13 protein-coding genes, 2 tRNA genes and 2 rRNA genes (1 of these 17 running past the window's edge) are annotated in these 17,659 nt (G+C 43.5%); 1 reads left to right on the top strand and 16 read right to left on the bottom strand.

Annotated features, from left to right (window positions below):
- The 9 genes from GOM47_RS01090 to pbp2a form a co-directional block, all read right to left on the bottom strand.
- Positions 1-1,819: ribosomal RNA gene (locus GOM47_RS01090) — 23S ribosomal RNA — on the bottom strand (it extends 1,084 nt beyond the left edge of the window).
- Between the two features lie 122 nt (positions 1,820-1,941).
- Positions 1,942-2,014, bottom strand: a tRNA-Ala gene (locus GOM47_RS01085).
- A 51-nt stretch (positions 2,015-2,065) separates the two neighbouring features.
- A 16S ribosomal RNA gene (locus GOM47_RS01080) occupies positions 2,066-3,614 on the bottom strand.
- The 16S and 23S rRNA genes sit together here with 2 tRNA genes alongside, the layout of an rRNA operon.
- A 232-nt stretch (positions 3,615-3,846) precedes the next feature.
- A tRNA-Glu gene (locus tag GOM47_RS01075) sits at positions 3,847-3,918 on the bottom strand.
- 64 nt (positions 3,919-3,982) lie between these two features.
- Positions 3,983-4,456, bottom strand: coding sequence for a sigma-70 family RNA polymerase sigma factor (locus GOM47_RS01070; RefSeq protein ID WP_235080682.1), 474 nt, complete (start codon positions 4,454-4,456; stop codon positions 3,983-3,985).
- A 119-nt stretch (positions 4,457-4,575) separates the two neighbouring features.
- Complete coding sequence (gene nusG / locus GOM47_RS01065) at positions 4,576-5,112, bottom strand: transcription termination/antitermination protein NusG (protein WP_000376729.1); 537 nt, start codon at positions 5,110-5,112, stop codon at positions 4,576-4,578.
- Positions 5,113-5,164: 52 nt separating this feature from the next.
- Positions 5,165-5,341 (bottom strand): preprotein translocase subunit SecE, encoded by a 177-nt coding sequence (gene secE, locus GOM47_RS01060; RefSeq protein WP_000505776.1) that lies wholly within the window; start codon positions 5,339-5,341, stop codon positions 5,165-5,167.
- Between the two features lie 9 nt (positions 5,342-5,350).
- Positions 5,351-5,503 (bottom strand): 50S ribosomal protein L33, encoded by a 153-nt coding sequence (gene rpmG / locus GOM47_RS01055; protein WP_001809375.1) that lies wholly within the window; start codon positions 5,501-5,503, stop codon positions 5,351-5,353.
- 52 nt (positions 5,504-5,555) lie between these two features.
- Positions 5,556-7,751 carry a penicillin-binding protein PBP2A gene (pbp2a, locus tag GOM47_RS01050; protein ID WP_235080799.1) on the bottom strand — a complete coding sequence of 732 codons (2,196 nt, stop codon included), beginning with the start codon at positions 7,749-7,751 and terminating at the stop codon, positions 5,556-5,558.
- 86 nt (positions 7,752-7,837) lie between these two features.
- On the opposite strand from pbp2a, the gene GOM47_RS01045 reads away from it, so the two are divergent.
- Complete coding sequence (locus tag GOM47_RS01045; RefSeq protein WP_235080798.1) at positions 7,838-8,713, top strand: RluA family pseudouridine synthase; 876 nt, start codon at positions 7,838-7,840, stop codon at positions 8,711-8,713.
- A 66-nt stretch (positions 8,714-8,779) separates the two neighbouring features.
- On the opposite strand, the gene gap is transcribed toward GOM47_RS01045, so the two are convergent.
- The 7 genes from gap to ulaG all read right to left on the bottom strand — a co-directional run bounded on the left by gap (position 8,780) and on the right by ulaG (position 17,547).
- A complete protein-coding gene (gene gap / locus GOM47_RS01040; RefSeq protein WP_000260669.1) occupies positions 8,780-9,790 on the bottom strand; it encodes a type I glyceraldehyde-3-phosphate dehydrogenase in 1,011 nt (336 codons plus the stop codon).
- A 298-nt stretch (positions 9,791-10,088) separates the two neighbouring features.
- Positions 10,089-12,740 (bottom strand): bifunctional acetaldehyde-CoA/alcohol dehydrogenase, encoded by a 2,652-nt coding sequence (adhE, locus tag GOM47_RS01035; protein ID WP_235080797.1) that lies wholly within the window; start codon positions 12,738-12,740, stop codon positions 10,089-10,091.
- A 296-nt stretch (positions 12,741-13,036) separates the two neighbouring features.
- Entirely contained in the window at positions 13,037-13,450 is a 414-nt protein-coding gene (locus GOM47_RS01030; RefSeq protein WP_235080796.1) for an MORN repeat-containing protein, read from the bottom strand.
- Positions 13,437-13,880 carry a low molecular weight protein-tyrosine-phosphatase gene (locus GOM47_RS01025; RefSeq protein WP_002876368.1) on the bottom strand — a complete coding sequence of 148 codons (444 nt, stop codon included), beginning with the start codon at positions 13,878-13,880 and terminating at the stop codon, positions 13,437-13,439. The genes GOM47_RS01030 and GOM47_RS01025 overlap by 14 nt, the downstream gene beginning before the upstream one ends.
- 47 nt (positions 13,881-13,927) lie before the next feature.
- Positions 13,928-14,248: a preprotein translocase subunit YajC gene (gene yajC, locus GOM47_RS01020; protein ID WP_001069056.1), complete on the bottom strand. Its 321-nt coding sequence runs from the start codon at positions 14,246-14,248 to the stop codon at positions 13,928-13,930.
- A gap of 118 nt (positions 14,249-14,366) precedes the next feature.
- Complete coding sequence (tkt, locus tag GOM47_RS01015; RefSeq protein ID WP_235080795.1) at positions 14,367-16,343, bottom strand: transketolase; 1,977 nt, start codon at positions 16,341-16,343, stop codon at positions 14,367-14,369.
- A 112-nt stretch (positions 16,344-16,455) separates the two neighbouring features.
- Positions 16,456-17,547 carry an L-ascorbate 6-phosphate lactonase gene (gene ulaG / locus GOM47_RS01010; protein ID WP_235080794.1) on the bottom strand — a complete coding sequence of 364 codons (1,092 nt, stop codon included), beginning with the start codon at positions 17,545-17,547 and terminating at the stop codon, positions 16,456-16,458.
- Positions 17,548-17,659 lie beyond the last annotated feature (112 nt).

Genomic DNA, 17,659 nt, shown 5'->3' with positions numbered 1-17,659 from the left:
ACATCATCTTACGATTTAGCAGAGAGCTGTGTTTTTGATAAACAGTTGCTTGGGCCTATTCACTGCGGCTGACCGAAGTCAGCACCCCTTCTCCCGAAGTTACGGGGTCATTTTGCCGAGTTCCTTAACGAGAGTTCTCTCGCTCACCTGAGGCTACTCGCCTCGACTACCTGTGTCGGTTTGCGGTACGGGTAGAGTATGTTTAAACGCTAGAAGCTTTTCTTGGCAGTGTGACGTCACTAACTTCGCTACTAAACTTCGCTCCCCATCACAGCTCAATGTTATAGAATTAAGCATTTGACTCAATTCACACCTCACTGCTTAGACAGACACTTCCATTCGTCTGCTTTAGTTAGCCTACTGCGTCCCTCCATCACTACATACTCTAGTACAGGAATATCAACCTGTTGTCCATCGGATACACCTTTCGGTCTCTCCTTAGGTCCCGACTAACCCAGGGCGGACGAGCCTTCCCCTGGAAACCTTAGTCTTACGGTGGACAGGATTCTCACCTGTCTTTCGCTACTCATACCGGCATTCTCACTTCTATGCGTTCCAGCACTCCTCACGGTATACCTTCATCACACATAGAACGCTCTCCTACCATACCTATAAAGGTATCCACAGCTTCGGTAAATTGTTTTAGCCCCGGTACATTTTCGGCGCAGGGTCACTCGACTAGTGAGCTATTACGCACTCTTTGAATGAATAGCTGCTTCTAAGCTAACATCCTAGTTGTCTGTGCAACCCCACATCCTTTTCCACTTAACAATTATTTTGGGACCTTAGCTGGTGGTCTGGGCTGTTTCCCTTTCGACTACGGATCTTAGCACTCGCAGTCTGACTGCCGACCATAATTCTTTGGCATTCGGAGTTTATCTGAGATTGGTAATCCGGGATGGACCCCTCACCCAAACAGTGCTCTACCTCCAAGAATCTCTAATGTCGACGCTAGCCCTAAAGCTATTTCGGAGAGAACCAGCTATCTCCAAGTTCGTTTGGAATTTCTCCGCTACCCACAAGTCATCCAAGCACTTTTCAACGTGCCCTGGTTCGGTCCTCCAGTGCGTCTTACCGCACCTTCAACCTGCTCATGGGTAGGTCACATGGTTTCGGGTCTACGACATGATACTAATACGCCCTATTCAGACTCGGTTTCCCTGCGGCTCCGTCTCTTCAACTTAACCTCGCATCATATCGTAACTCGCCGGTTCATTCTACAAAAGGCACGCTCTCACCCATTAACGGGCTCGAACTTGTTGTAGGCACACGGTTTCAGGTTCTATTTCACTCCCCTCCCGGGGTGCTTTTCACCTTTCCCTCACGGTACTGGTTCACTATCGGTCACTAGGGAGTATTTAGGGTTGGGAGATGGTCCTCCCAGATTCCGACGGGATTTCTCGTGTCCCGCCGTACTCAGGATACTGCTAGGTACAAAGACTATTTTAAATACGAGGCTATTACTCTCTTTGGCTGATCTTCCCAAATCATTCTTCTATAATCTTTGAGTCCACATTGCAGTCCTACAACCCCGAAGAGTAAACTCTTCGGTTTGCCCTCCTGCCGTTTCGCTCGCCGCTACTAAGGCAATCGCTTTTGCTTTCTCTTCCTGCAGCTACTTAGATGTTTCAGTTCACTGCGTCTTCCTCCTCACATCCTTAACAGATGCGGGTAACAGGTAGTACCTGTTGGGTTCCCCCATTCGGAAATCCCTGGATCATCGCTTACTTACAGCTACCCAAGGCATATCGTCGTTTGTCACGTCCTTCTTCGGCTCCTAGTGCCAAGGCATCCACCGTGCGCCCTTATTAACTTAACCTTATTTTTTGACCTTTCAGTCATAAACTCTTTTAATACTACAGCGTTTCGGTTTATTTTCTTGTTACTATTTGATATAGATATTCAATTTTCAATGTGCATTACTTGGTGATCTCTCACCAATGGAGCCTAGCGGGATCGAACCGCTGACCTCCTGCGTGCAAAGCAGGCGCTCTCCCAGCTGAGCTAAGGCCCCACAAGACCTCTCAAGACTAAACAAGACCAATGTGCAGTTCCTTATCCTTAGAAAGGAGGTGATCCAGCCGCACCTTCCGATACGGCTACCTTGTTACGACTTCACCCCAATCATCTATCCCACCTTAGGCGGCTGGCTCCTAAAAGGTTACCTCACCGACTTCGGGTGTTACAAACTCTCGTGGTGTGACGGGCGGTGTGTACAAGGCCCGGGAACGTATTCACCGCGGCGTGCTGATCCGCGATTACTAGCGATTCCGACTTCATGTAGGCGAGTTGCAGCCTACAATCCGAACTGAGACTGGCTTTAAGAGATTAGCTTGCCGTCACCGGCTTGCGACTCGTTGTACCAGCCATTGTAGCACGTGTGTAGCCCAGGTCATAAGGGGCATGATGATTTGACGTCATCCCCACCTTCCTCCGGTTTATTACCGGCAGTCTCGCTAGAGTGCCCAACTGAATGATGGCAACTAACAATAGGGGTTGCGCTCGTTGCGGGACTTAACCCAACATCTCACGACACGAGCTGACGACAACCATGCACCACCTGTCACCTCTGTCCCGAAGGAAAACTCTATCTCTAGAGCGATCAGAGGGATGTCAAGACCTGGTAAGGTTCTTCGCGTTGCTTCGAATTAAACCACATGCTCCACCGCTTGTGCGGGCCCCCGTCAATTCCTTTGAGTTTCAACCTTGCGGTCGTACTCCCCAGGCGGAGTGCTTAATGCGTTAGCTGCGGCACTAAACCCCGGAAAGGGTCTAACACCTAGCACTCATCGTTTACGGCGTGGACTACCAGGGTATCTAATCCTGTTTGCTCCCCACGCTTTCGAGCCTCAGCGTCAGTTACAAGCCAGAGAGCCGCTTTCGCCACCGGTGTTCCTCCATATATCTACGCATTTCACCGCTACACATGGAATTCCACTCTCCCCTCTTGCACTCAAGTTAAACAGTTTCCAAAGCGTACTATGGTTAAGCCACAGCCTTTAACTTCAGACTTATCTAACCGCCTGCGCTCGCTTTACGCCCAATAAATCCGGACAACGCTCGGGACCTACGTATTACCGCGGCTGCTGGCACGTAGTTAGCCGTCCCTTTCTGGTAAGATACCGTCACAGTGTGAACTTTCCACTCTCACACTCGTTCTTCTCTTACAACAGAGCTTTACGATCCGAAAACCTTCTTCACTCACGCGGCGTTGCTCGGTCAGACTTCCGTCCATTGCCGAAGATTCCCTACTGCTGCCTCCCGTAGGAGTCTGGGCCGTGTCTCAGTCCCAGTGTGGCCGATCACCCTCTCAGGTCGGCTATGTATCGTCGCCTTGGTGAGCCGTTACCCCACCAACTAGCTAATACAACGCAGGTCCATCTGGTAGTGATGCATTTGCACCTTTCAATTAATTATCATGCGATAATTAATTTTATGCGGTATTAGCTATCGTTTCCAATAGTTATCCCCCGCTACCAGGCAGGTTACCTACGCGTTACTCACCCGTTCGCAACTCATCCAAGAAGAGCAAGCTCCTCTCTTCAGCGTTCTACTTGCATGTATTAGGCACGCCGCCAGCGTTCGTCCTGAGCCAGGATCAAACTCTCATTAAAAGTTTGAGTTCTCACTCATTTCTGTCACTGACAGATTTATTGTTTTTTCATTGTTCAGTACTATAACCTTAGTTATAGTGCCCTGCACATTGGTTCGTCTTGTTCAGTTTTCAAAGGTCTTTGTCACTCAATCTCTCTCAAGCGACAACTATATTAGTATATCACAGCTGTTGACCTATGTCAACACTTTTTTGAAACTTTTTTTACTTTTTTCATCCCTGTGATACACACATAGTCCGTACGGGATTCGAACCCGTGTTACCGCCGTGAAAAGGCGGTGTCTTAACCCCTTGACCAACGGACCTTGAGCTTTTCAACTCTTCCTATTATACCTACTTTTTCAACTTTGTCAAGAACTTTTTTCCTCTTTATCGAAATTCTGAAAAGATAAGGGAAAGTTCTCTTAGAAGAGCTTTACGTCCTCTGAAGACTTCCCCTCCCATGAGACGGTCCACTAACTCTTGTTTTTCCATACTCTGCTTTGATTTGTAAGTCTTTAGAAGTTCGTGAAAGAGATAATAATCATCCAGTCTGAGTCCTTTTTCTCCTAGACGATGGCTAATCTCACTCACCTCTTCATAGGGTTCTTTGTCGAAACGGCGCTTGTGACTTTCCTGTTTACGGATGTAATCTAGGATACGATTGCGGAATTTGGTTTTAAAGCAGACATATAGTCGGTGTCGTTCACCCACTAGCAATTCTGGATGGTGACTGACCAGTTCATACAGGCACAGCATCCCCTCCTGGTCCCAGTCCTCTTTCTCCCACAGATGTAAATGGTATTCTTTGCGGCACTTATGAACGATTCCTTTGCTTTCTTCGTATAATTCTTTTAGATTCATAGACCTCTCCTTTCTGCATTTAGTTTAGCAAAATGCATCAAGCCTTTGATCTTCTTCTCCTCTTCTGCTCCCTTTCCACTCTCAACTGCACACAAAAAGAGAGGCTTGGCCTCTCTGGGTTATAATTCTGCAATTTGGTTTAGGTTTACTTCTGCAATCGTATCATTACCAAACATAGAGATCATCATCTTCACTTTGTTGTTATCAATTTCAGTAATTTTACCTGTGTAGTCTGCAAAAGCACCATCAATGATACGGACAGTCTGGCCAACTTCAACGTCAATGTCGAACTCTTGAACAGTTTGTCCCATTGAAACCAGAATATCACGGATTTCTTGTTCCAATAACGGAGTTGGTTTTGATCTGTTGCCGTGGGATCCGACGAATCCTGTTACGTTCGGTGTGTTTCGAACAACGAACCATGCTTCATCGGTCATGACCATTTCTACAAGGACATAACCTGGAAAGCGATTCTCTTCAATTTCTTTTTTCTTTCCATTTTTCTCAACTTGCACGGTTTGTGTTGGAATCTCAACGCGTAGAATATTATCCAACATGTTATACGTTTGTGCACGTTGCAATAGATTTTCTTTTACCTTATTTTCATAGCCAGAATAAGTTTGTAGAACAAACCATCCTTTGTCAAAACTATCCATGATATTTCCTTTCATAGCAGAAGAAAGCTAGCAGAAGTTCTCCGCTTTTCTTCTAAAAAATGTTAATAAATCGAATCAAACCTGAAACAATCAACTGGTCAAAAATGTAAATGATGACCACAAAGAAGGCTGTGTATTCCATAATAGAGCGAAAATCTCTCCAGCTTTCTTTGCGAGTTGGCCATGTTGTTTCCTTAAGAAGTTTGAAGATATCCTTAATAAAACCCATCGTTCTCTCCTATCTCGTCTCTCTATGTGTCGTATATTTCCCACAATGTTTACAAAATTTATTTACTTCTAGTCGTGTTGGCTTGGGGTTCCCACTAATTTTGATTGAGTAATTTCTTGAACCGCAAACTGCACAAGCTAGGCTTGCTTTTTTTAGTGCCATAACGCCTCCATCTTATCTATTATAACAAGAAACCTAGGCTTTGACAAGCCTCTTAACGAAAGAGATTGACGAAAGAGTCCCAGATTGTCTGGGCTTTTTCTTTTATCTTTGCATCCGAAATCGCACGTCCCGCTTCATCTACAAGATTTTGTGCACGACTACGAATATCTCCTAGCGGATCCTCGGACTGGTTCGTCTCATTTTCAACGACCTGCTTTTTCGTGTTTTCTGGCGCAATGCCATTCTGCTTATAGGCATTCTCAACCGTAAAGGTACTACCTGGAGTGTATGGCAAAATGGTATTAGCCATACTTCTAAAGACATGGGCTGCTCCATTAGAAGTCGACCCTGCCAGATAATGGTTCTCATCTGTTGTTGGGAAGCCGAGCCAGTGGCTGATTACAACATCTGGAGTATAGCCGATCACCCACTGGTCACTGGTATATTCCGGATTGAAAACAGCTTCAGTCGTACCTGTTTTACCAGCCATGACATAATCTGCTGGCGACGAACTAATTCCTGTACCATTGGTAAATGTTCCTAGCATCATGCTGGTCATTTTATCAGCTACAGACTTATCAATCACTCGTTTTTGGGAGTTTTTATGGCTCTTGATGACCTGTCCACTGGCATTTTCGATACGAGTGATGAAATGCGCCTCAGGCATCAGTCCTTCATTAGCAAAGGCTGCATAGGCTTGTGCCATCTGAAGAGGATTCGTCTCTACTCCTCCACCTAGGGCAACTCCGAGAACACGGTCAACTTTATCCATATTCAGACCAAATCTCGTTCCAGCTTCAAAAGCCTTATTGATTCCCAAATCATTTACAGTCGCAACTGCTGGTAGGTTGAGTGATTCCGCCAGGGCTTGATACATAGGTACTTCAGGAGAAGTCTTAATGCCAGCATAGTTGTCTACTTGATAACTGTCATACTGCATGGTGTGGTTGTCCAGTTGCTTGTTCAGAGCCCATCCAGCTTCCACGGCTGGAGTGTAAACGACCAAAGGCTTAATCGTCGAGCCTGGGCTGCGTTTAGACTGAGTTGCATAGTTGAAATTACGGAAGCCTGATTTGTCATCACCAGCTACGCGACCAACAACTCCACGCACTCCACCCGTTTTAGGCTCTAGAGCAACACTACCTGATTCAGCATGCGTTCCGTCTTCTGCCGTTGGAAATAGGGAAGTGTTTTCGTAAATAACCTGCATGTTTGCTTGGTAGTTTTGGTCAAGCTCTGTATAGATTCGATAGCCGTTGTTGACAATCTCTTCTTCTGTGAGATTGTACTTGGATACTGCTTCGTTGACTACTGCGTCAAAATAGGATGGGTAACGATAATCAGAGATCTTTCCCTCATACTTATCTTGCAGTTGAGAAGCCATATCTACTCCAGCTGCTTCCGTTTCTTGATTTTTATCAATATAGCCTGCTGCAACCATATTTTGTAGCACCGTATCCCTGCGGTTAGTCGAATCTTCAATGGAATTCAAAGGATTATACAATTCTGGTCCCTTGAGCATCCCAGCTAGAGTTGCCGCCTGATTAAGGGTTAATTCCGCAGCCGATACTCCGAAATATTTCTTACTCGCATCCTCTACACCCCAGACTCCATTTCCAAAGTAGGCGTTATTGAGGTACATAGTAAGGATTTGCTCCTTGCTGTATTTCTTTGTCAACTCTAAAGCTAGGAAAAACTCCTTAGCCTTCCGTTCAACGGTCTGATCCTGAGAAAGATAGGCATTTTTTGCCAACTGTTGGGTGATGGTAGAGCCACCTCCAGAACGACCTGCTGTGACGATAGCTAGGAAGAAACGACCATAGTTAATTCCATCATTTTTATAAAAGGAACGGTCCTCTGTCGCGACGACAGCGTTCTGCAAGTCTTTACTGATATCTGTCAGCTCAACATAGGTTCCCTTTTGACCTGACAGGGCTCCTGCCTCTTTTTCCTCACGGTCAAAAATCAGAGTTCGCGTTTTCAAGGCATTTTGCAAGTCATTGACATTGGTAGACTTGGCTATTGCAAATAGGTAGGTTCCTACTAGCAAACCTGCACTTAACCCTAAAATGATGACGATTTTTGTCAGATGATAACGACGCCAAAATTTTCGAATTGGGCCTACTTGGGACAGTTTTTTTCTATCGCTCCGTGAACGACGCATGCTAGTCGAATCAGACTCTGCTGATCCACCCATTTCTTTTTTAAAGAGAGAAAGAAACTTCTCAAATAATTTATCTAATTTCATGCGTTTATTTTATCATCTTCACCATAGGAACTCAAGAATTTAGCTATTTCCTATCCAAATAGGGCTTTTTTTGTTACAATATCTGTATGCAATTCACATTTACATTACCCGAATCCTTGCCTCAAATGACGGTCAAACAATTCCTAGAGGAACAACTCCTCATTCCTAGAAAGATTCGCTATTTTCTAAGAACCAAGAAGAATATCTTAATCAATCAAAAACAAGTTTACTGGAACGAGATGGTCAAACCAGGGGATGTTTGCCAATTGACTTTTGACGAGGAGGACTATCCCCCAAAGGAAATTCTTTGGGGCAACCCAGATCTCGTTGAGGAAGTTTATCAAGACCAACATCTCATTATCGTCAACAAACCTGAGGGTATGAAGACCCACGGTAATCAACCAGATGAAATCGCCCTTCTAAACCATGTCTCTGCCTACGTCAGCCAAACTTGCTATGTCGTTCATCGCCTGGATATGGAAACAAGCGGTTTAGTGCTTTTTGCTAAAAATCCTTTTATCCTTCCTATTCTCAATCGTTTGTTGGAGAAAAAAGAAATTGCTCGCGAGTACTGGGCACTCGTAGAGGGGCAAGTAGAGAGTAAAGAACTTATCTTCCGAGATAAAATTGGCCGCGATCGTCATGATCGCAGAAAACGAGTGGTGGATGCCAAAAATGGGCAACATGCCGAAACTCAGGTAAGCCGATTAAAGCAATTTCCAAACAAGACTTCTCTAGTTCGTTGCAAACTAAAGACCGGGCGGACACATCAGATTCGTGTTCACCTCTCTCATCACAAGCATCCTATCCTAGGCGATCCTCTCTATAACTCTAGATCAAAAGCAAGCCGGCTGATGCTCCATGCCTTCCGACTATCCCTTACCCATCCACTCACCTTAGAAAAATTGAGTTTCACTGCCCTCTCGGATACTTTCGAAACAGAATTAAAACAAAATGGATGACACTATCATCCATTTTTCTATACAAAAAAGCAAGACCAGAAAGCCTTGCTTTTATCGACTCAAGAATTATTTAGCGATTTTTGCGAAGTATTCAAGAGTACGTACAAGTTGTGCAGTGTATGACATTTCGTTATCGTACCATGATACAACTTTAACCAATTGTTTACCGTCAACGTCAAGAACTTTAGTTTGAGTTGCGTCAAACAATGAACCGTAAGACATACCTACGATATCTGAAGATACGATTGGATCTTCTGTGTAACCGTATGATTCGTTAGCTGCTGCTTTCATAGCTGCGTTTACTTCATCAACAGTAACGTTCTTTTCAAGAACTGCTACCAATTCAGTAACTGATCCAGTTGGAGTTGGAACACGTTGTGCAGATCCGTCAAGTTTACCGTTCAATTCTGGGATTACAAGACCGATAGCTTTAGCAGCACCAGTTGAGTTAGGAACGATGTTTGCAGCACCAGCGCGAGCACGGCGAAGGTCACCACCACGGTGTGGTCCATCAAGGATCATTTGGTCACCAGTGTAAGCGTGGATAGTTGTCATCAATCCTTCTACAACACCGAAGTTGTCTTGAAGAGCTTTAGCCATTGGAGCCAAGCAGTTTGTAGTACATGAAGCACCTGAGATAACTGTTTCAGTACCGTCAAGAACGTCGTGGTTAGTGTTGAATACAACTGTTTTAACATCGTTTCCACCAGGAGCAGTGATAACAACTTTTTTAGCTCCGCCAGCGTGCAAGTGTTTTTCAGCCGCTGCTTTCTTAGCAAAGAAACCAGTTGCTTCAAGAACGATTTCTACACCGTCAGTAGCCCAGTCGATTTGTTCTGGATCACGTTCAGCAGAAACACGGATGAATTTACCGTTAACTTCAAATCCACCTTCTTTAACTTCTACAGTACCGTCGAAACGACCTTGAGTTGTGTCGTATTTCAACAAGTGTGCAAGCATAACTGGATCTGTAAGGTCGTTGATGCGAGTAACTTCAACACCTTCTACGTTTTGGATGCGGCGGAAAGCAAGACGACCGATACGTCCGAAACCGTTAATACCAACTTTAACTACCATTAGTGATTTCCTCCTTATGAAAATCCTGAAAATTTTATTGTGAAAAGAGTAACTTGAATCACTACAAATCACCTTTCAACATTATTATTATATAACTATTTAAGTAGAATTGCAAGTACGGGCGTTGTTTTTCTCTCTTGCTTTTCTACTTTTCAATCCCCTTCATTCACCTAAGCTTTTATTTCTAGGACCTTCTATCCTATCCGCATAATCCTCTCTTCTCATAGTTCAACTCTAACTTCAGAAATAGGACTATGAAAAGAGACAGGATAACTCCTGTCTCTAGGCTGATAAACGATTATTTGCGACGTCCTGGTCGTTCTGCATAACCATAGTATGCATCTGCCATGATTTCTTCCATGTCGGCTACCATTGGCAAGCGTGGGTTTGCAGGTGAACATTGGTCTTCATAAGCAAGCAAAGCAATTTCATGCAAGCTGTCTTTCCAAACTTTTTCATCGATTCCAAAGCCTTTGAAATTCATTGTGATTCCGACTGCTTCACCAAGATCGTAAACTGCTTTGGCATAAGCTTCAACTGCTTCTTCTGGAGTTGAGTGAGGCAATCCAAGCATCTTCGCGATGTCTTGGAATTTCTCATCAGCTTTCCAGTAGTTGTACTTAGGCCATGTAGTTGTCTTAGATGGACGAGTACCGTTGTAACGGATGACGTATGGAAGCAAGATTGCGTTTGTACGTCCGTGAACAGTATGGTGAACACCACCAATCTTGTGGGCCATTGAGTGGCTCATACCAAGGAAGGCATTGGCGAAGGCCATACCAGCCATTGTAGATGCATTATGCATTTTTTCACGTGCTTCTGGGTCAGCTGTCTTAACAGATTTTTCCAACCATTCAAAGACAAGTTTGATTGTTTGAAGGGCGATACCGTCTGTGTAGTCGTTAGCAAAGTTTGAAGTGTAGGCTTCAGTCGCGTGAGTCAAGACGTCCATACCTGTATCAGCAGCGATGAAGTCTGGAACTGATTCAACCAAAGCAGGGTCAACAATGGCAATAGTTGGTGTCAATGAGTAGTCAGCCAATGGGTATTTACGATTGTTTTTCTTATCAGAGATAACAGCAAATGGTGTTACTTCTGAACCTGTACCAGAAGTTGTTGGGATACCGATGTACTTCGCTTTCTTACCAAGTGATGGGAAGCGGAAGGCACGTTTACGGATATCCATGAATTTTTGAACCAAGTCACGGAAGTCAATTTCTGGTTGTTCGTAGAAGAGCCACATTACTTTGGCTGCGTCCATTGGAGAACCACCACCAAGAGCGATGATAGTATCTGGTTCAAATGCTTTCATCACTTCAGCACCACGTTCTACAGTTGTGATGTCTGGATCTGGTTCAACATCTGAGAAGACTTGGATCGTTACACGGTTGTTACGTGCGTTCAATTGGTCGATAACACGTTGAACAAATCCGAGTTTTTCAATCGCTTTGTCAGTAACAATCATAACGCGTTCAATATCTTCACATGTTTGAAGGTATTGGATAGAGTTGCGTTCGAAGTAAATTTTTGAAGGAACTTTAAACCATTGCATATTATTTCTACGTTTCCCTACTTTCTTGATGTTAAGGAGGTTAATAGCGCTAACGTTATCACCAACTGAGTTACGTCCGTATGAACCACATCCAAGTGTCAATGATGGAATGAAGGCATTGTATACGTCACCGATACCACCGAAAGTAGATGGAGAGTTCCAAATAATACGCATAGCTTTGATTTCTGTACCAAAGCGTTTAGCAAGAGCTTCGTCTTTTGTATGGATAGCTGCTGAGTGACCAAGTCCGTTAAACTCAACCATTTGACGTGCTTTTGTAAGGCCGTCTTCAGTGTCTTCAGCTTTTAGGACAGCAATTACTGGTGACAATTTTTCACGAGTCAATGGTTCTTTTGGTCCAACTTCCGCACATTCTGCAGCCAAGATATTTGTACCTTCTGGCACGCTGAATCCTGCTTGTTCTGCAATCCATGCAGCTGGCTTACCAACGATATTTGCGTTTAGTTTAGCACCCGCGCAGTTTTTGCTGTTTGCTTTAGCGCCAAAGCAAAATTCTTCAAGAAGCGCTTTTTCTTTTTTGTTTACAAAGTAAGTGTGGTACGACTTGAATTCTGCAACAAATTCGTCATATACTTCTTTATCAATGATAACCGCTTGTTCTGATGCACAGACCATACCGTTATCAAATGATTTAGACATTACGATATCATGAGCAGCTTGACGGAGGTCGGCAGATTTTTCTACATAAGCAGGAACGTTTCCGGCACCTACCCCAAGAGCTGGTTTCCCACATGAGTAAGCTGCCTTAACCATGGCATTACCACCAGTTGCAAGGATAGTTGCAACACCTTCGTGGTTCATAAGCGCTCCAGTTGCTTCCATAGATGGTTCTGTAATCCATTGAACACAGTTTTCAGGTGCTCCAGCTGCAATAGCTGCATCACGAACGATTTGTGCTGCGTGAGCAGAAGATTCTTGAGCTGATGGGTGGAAAGCAAACACGATTGGATTACGTGTTTTCAAAGCAATCAATGATTTGAAAATTGCTGTTGAAGTAGGGTTAGTTGTTGGAGTGACACCACAGACTACTCCGACAGGTTCTGCAATTTTAGTCAAGCCTGTAACTGGATCATCTTCGATAACTCCGACAGTTTTAACACCACGCATATTATTCACTACGTGTTCACAGGCAAAAAGGTTTTTTGTAGCCTTATCTTCAAATACACCACGACCAGTTTCTTCAACTGCGTGTTGAGCAAGGATACCATGTGCATCAAGAGCTGCAACTGAAGCTTTCGCTACGATGTAGTCAACTTGCTCTTGATTCAACTTGCGCATTTCATCAAGCGCAACCAAGGCTTTTTTTACTAACCCGTCGACATGCTTTTCAGCAGCGAGTTGTTTTTCCTCAGGTGTTAACGTTTTTTTATCAGCCATATTGTCCTCCATAGCCTTCAAGGATTCAATCCTTTGTTAATTTTTTCACAATTTTATTATAACTCTTTTTCAAGACTTTGTAAACCGTTTCATAAGCATTTCACAAAGAAATTTTATGAGATTGTGAACTTTTTCTCAATACACCTGCGCAATAGAGTTTTGTCTGGATGATTGTGAAATTATGGAGAAAATTTTTTTATTTCACAAAGTTTTTTATCGTTGATAATCAGACATCAACTCCACTTCTAGAAAACGCTTTCTTTTTTATTTTTGACAATAGCCCCCTTATTAGGAGGCTATTGTTTTTGTTGAAAGACGCCTTGTTTAAAGCTGCCTTCATAGACAACTTCTTGCTCGGTAGTCAATTTTCCTTGTCCTTCGGCCTGGCCATTTACAAAATCACCTTCATATTTCCAGCCAGATTTGGACTGGAAGGTTCCTTTACCATTGAAGGCCCCATTGTTGAACTCACCTGTGTATTGGTCCCCATTTTCAAAGGTCAGGGTTCCTTGACCATTCATTTTCCCTCGTATCAAGGTACCATCATAAATAAGCGCACCACCATCAAGTGTCAGGACACCCTTTTTTGGTGTGTTTAGTAGAAAAACTGAGACGGCACAGATAACGATTAGAAGGACAGTTGCAATCTCTATACGTGGGCGAGTTAGATAAACTCGATATTTTTCGAAGATTTCTTTAAGCTTTTCCATTGTCACTCTCATTTTCTAATCGATCTAGCCAGCTTTTACAGCCACTTGTGATGCGAGCATAGGTTTCCTCAAAATCTCCTGTATACCAAGGATCTGGAACACTTTCAGATGCAAAAGGGTAGATCTTATGCTGCAATTCCTGAGGACACATTTGACGCAGATCTGAAACGTTTGAAGCATCCATCCCGATAATGTAATCAAATGACTCAAAATCTTCTCTACGAACCTGGAGTGATGTTTTGTCTTTGTCATAAGGAATCTGATATTGCTGGAAAATCCCTTGCGTTCCCTTATGAATCGGATTGCCATGTTCCCAAGACGAAGTCGCACGACTCTCAATCTGGTAATCGCTCGTCATGGATTTCATCACAAACTCTGCCATGGGGCTACGGCAGATGTTCCCTAAGCACACAAATACTATTTTTCTCATCCCTTTTCCTCTCACTTCATAGAAAAACGGGAGTGACAGGTCCCGTTTTATTCTTCGATTGCTCCGCTTTCGTCAACAACTGTTCCTTCTGGTGTCACAGCCTCTTTGAGCGGCAAAACGGTCTTGATAGCAGCCAATTCAAAAGTCAAATAGACCCCATCTACATCCAGTACGATTGTTCTCTTCTCAGTGTCTACTTCATCCACTGTTCCGTAAAGGCCACCAATTGTAATAACTTCATAGCCTTTTTGAAGCTTGTTCAAGCTTTCCATACGCTTTTGCGCTTGTTTCTTTTGAGAACGTTGCATAAAGAACATCAAGGCCATCATACCTACAAGCATGATTAAAAAAGTAATATTTGGATTCATTGTTTTCTCCTTTGTCTTTTACATAGGACTACTATATCAAATTTCAGCTACTTTTACAAGGTTGTGCCTTACTTTTATGATGATAAAAAAATCAGAGCTTTCACTCTGATTTCTGCGATTATTTCAAGTTTTGAACGACTTTGACTAAATTTTCAACTGTAAATCCGTACTCCGCCAATACTTTTGGTGCTGGGGCAGATGCTCCGAAGGTATCAATTCCAAGAACTGCACCATCAAGACCGACATATTTGTACCAGTTTTGAGTTGCGCCCATTTCGACTGCAACACGACGACGAACTGCATTTGGAAGGATTTCTTCCTTGTATGCTGCGTCTTGTGCGTCAAAGACATCTGTAGATGGCATGCTGACTACACGGACTTTTTTGCCTTGACTAGCCAATTCTTTGGCAGCTGCAACAGCTAGATTGACCTCTGAACCTGTCGCAATCAAGATGGTATCAAAGTCTGCTGCATTTTCATAGACAACATAGGCACCTTTAGCAACCTTGCCAAAGTCTGTTCCTTCTTCAACAGTCAAGTTTTGACGTGTCAAGACGAGGGCGGTTGGTGTTTTCTCACTTGTCACTGCAAGGTACCAAGCTGCTTGGGTTTCACGCGCATCTGCTGGGCGGAAAACATTGAGATTTGGCATAGCACGAAGACCTGCTAGGTGTTCAACTGGTTCGTGAGTTGGACCATCTTCACCAACCGCGATTGAATCGTGGGTGAAGACATAAGTCACAGGAAGTCCTTGCAATGCTGACAAACGGACAGCTGCTTTCACATAGTCAGAGAAGACAAAGAAAGTACCACCGTAAACACGAAGCCCACCATGAAGGGCCATCCCGTTCAAGATCGTTCCCATTGCAAATTCACGAACACCAAACTGAATGTTACGGTTCAAGCGTTTAGCGTCGTCTTGAAGTCCGTCCGTTTTGATATAAGTCATGTTTGAGTGAGCAAGGTCAGCTGATCCACCTAGGAAGGTTGGCAACTTAGCTGCTACAACATTCAAGGCATCCTGACTCGAGTTACGAGTTGCTTGAGAAAATCCATTTTCTAAGGCTGGGAAGTCTGCTGGAGTCACTTCGACTGGATCACGTCCGTCGATAATGGCTTCTACTTCTGCAGCCAGTTCTGGATGCGCTTCTTTATAGTCAGCAACTAATTTAGTCCAAGCTTGATAAGCTGACGCGCCACGATCTGCTACATTTTCTTTAAAGTCTGCATAAACTTCAGCTGGGATTTCAAATGGCTCGTAGTCCCAACCGAGAGCTTGGCGAGTAGCCACAGTTTCATCTGCTCCAAGAGGGGCACCGTGTACAGCATTAGTGCCCTGTTTATTTGGAGAACCGTATCCAATTACAGTCTTCACTTCAATCAATGATGGTTTGCCTGAAACTTTAGCTGTTTCGATAGCGGCATGAATAGCCTCAAGGTCTGTTCCATCTTCAACCAAGGCTGTATGCCAACCGTAGGCATTGTAACGGTCACGAACACTTTCTGTAAAGGAATCCTTTGTCTCACCATCCAAGTTGATATCATTTGAATCATAAAGAACAACCAATTTATCTAGTTTTTGCAAGCCTGCGTATGAAGCCGCCTCGCTTGAGACACCTTCCATCAAATCTCCGTCTCCACAGATAACGTAAGTATAGTGGTCAAAGATATTGTAGCCTTCACGATTGTACTTTGCTGCTAGGAAACGTTCTGCCTGGGCAAAACCAGTAGCAGTTGAAATCCCTTGTCCTAAAGGACCTGTTGTAGCATCAATTCCTGCTGTATGACCAAATTCTGGGTGACCTGGCGTTTTGGAACCCCATTGGCGGAAGTTCTTGATTTCATCCATGCTGACATCTTCAAAACCAGAAAGGTGAAGAAGGGCATAAAGAAGCATTGAACCATGTCCTGCTGAAAGAATAAAGCGGTCACGGTTAATCCAGTTTGGTTGAGCTGGATTGATACGAAGTTGTTTTGTAAAGAGGCTATAGGCCATTGGAGCAGCCCCCATAACCACCCCTGGGTGACCTGAGTTTGCTTTGTTGATGGCGTCAATACCTAGAAAACGAATTGCATTAACAGATAGATTTGACATAGAATTTCCTTTCTCTTTGAGGCGATTAATGAATCACACATTCTATTTTACTATTATATGAAAATTATCCGTATCATGCAACATACGGATAACCTCCAAAAAATATTTTACATTAGAGTAAAGCTTTGAATTGGATATTTGAATCTTGCTCGAAGCAATCATCAAATCCACGTGGGTGATGATATTCTACCAAGTGTTGGTCTTGAGGATAAGTATACTTACCTCCTACTTCCCAGATAAATGGATGGAAGTTGTACTGCAAACGGTCTTTTCTCATTTTCCACAATTCTAAGATTTCATTTGTCGAAGCCATAAAGTTTGACCAGATGTCATAGTGAACTGGGATAATGACTTTAGCACGTAAGTTTTCTGCCATACGGAGAAGGTCAATAGATGTCATCTTGTCTTGAATACCAACTGGATTTTCACCATAGTTATTCAAAGCAACGTCAATCTTAAAGTCTTTGCCATGTTTCGCAAAGTAGTTTGAGAAGTGAGAGTCTGCACCATGATAAATGGTACCACCTGGTGTTTCAAAGATATAGTTAACAGCTTTTTGTGCCATTTCTTCATCAGTGACAGCCAAACCTGCTAATTCTCCACCTGTCTCATCAGCGCCATTGACTGGTAATGTTACCAAACAAGTACGGTCAAAGGATTCAACAGCATGAATCTTCATGTCTTTAAGTTCAATCGTGTCACCCGGTTTAACTACAATAATGCGTTCTTTTGGAACTCCCCATCCTTCCCAGATGAGTCCGCAATGGTAAGGTCCGATAAATTTAACATGCTCCAATTTTGGATTGTTCAAAATCGCTGCTGCTGTATAAGGATCAATGTGATCGCTATGGAAGTGAGAAACCAAGTAGTAGTCCAACTCATTGATTGCAAATGGGTCAATCACCATCGGCTGCACGCGCAAGTTTGGTTGCAATTTGCGCACCCCTGCCATATTGGCCATTTGGTGCCCACGAACCATATCTTTCACTTTTTTAGTAGATTTTCCACGGTTTGACCAAAGGTCCATCACAACGTTAGCTCCACCAGGTGTCTTGATCCAAGTTCCACAGTTACCAAGCCACCACATTGAAAAGTGTCCTTCAGGGACGACTTCTTCTTCAATTTCTTCGTTGAGCCATGTTCCCCACTCTGGAAAAGTTGCTAGAATCCATGATTCTCTTGTAATTTCTTTTACGTTTGGCATATGATGTCCTCCATATTTTGTTCAAGTATTGTTTTCATCCTCAGTATATCATCTCAGAGAATATTAAAAAAGACCAAGAAAAACACAGGTTTGTGTTCATCATTGGACTGTG

Source organism: Streptococcus oralis, assembly GCF_021497945.1.
GTDB lineage: Bacteria > Bacillota > Bacilli > Lactobacillales > Streptococcaceae > Streptococcus > Streptococcus oralis_BR.
The sequence above is the reverse complement of the archived record's forward strand: the minus strand, read 5'-3'. Positions and strand labels throughout refer to the sequence as shown.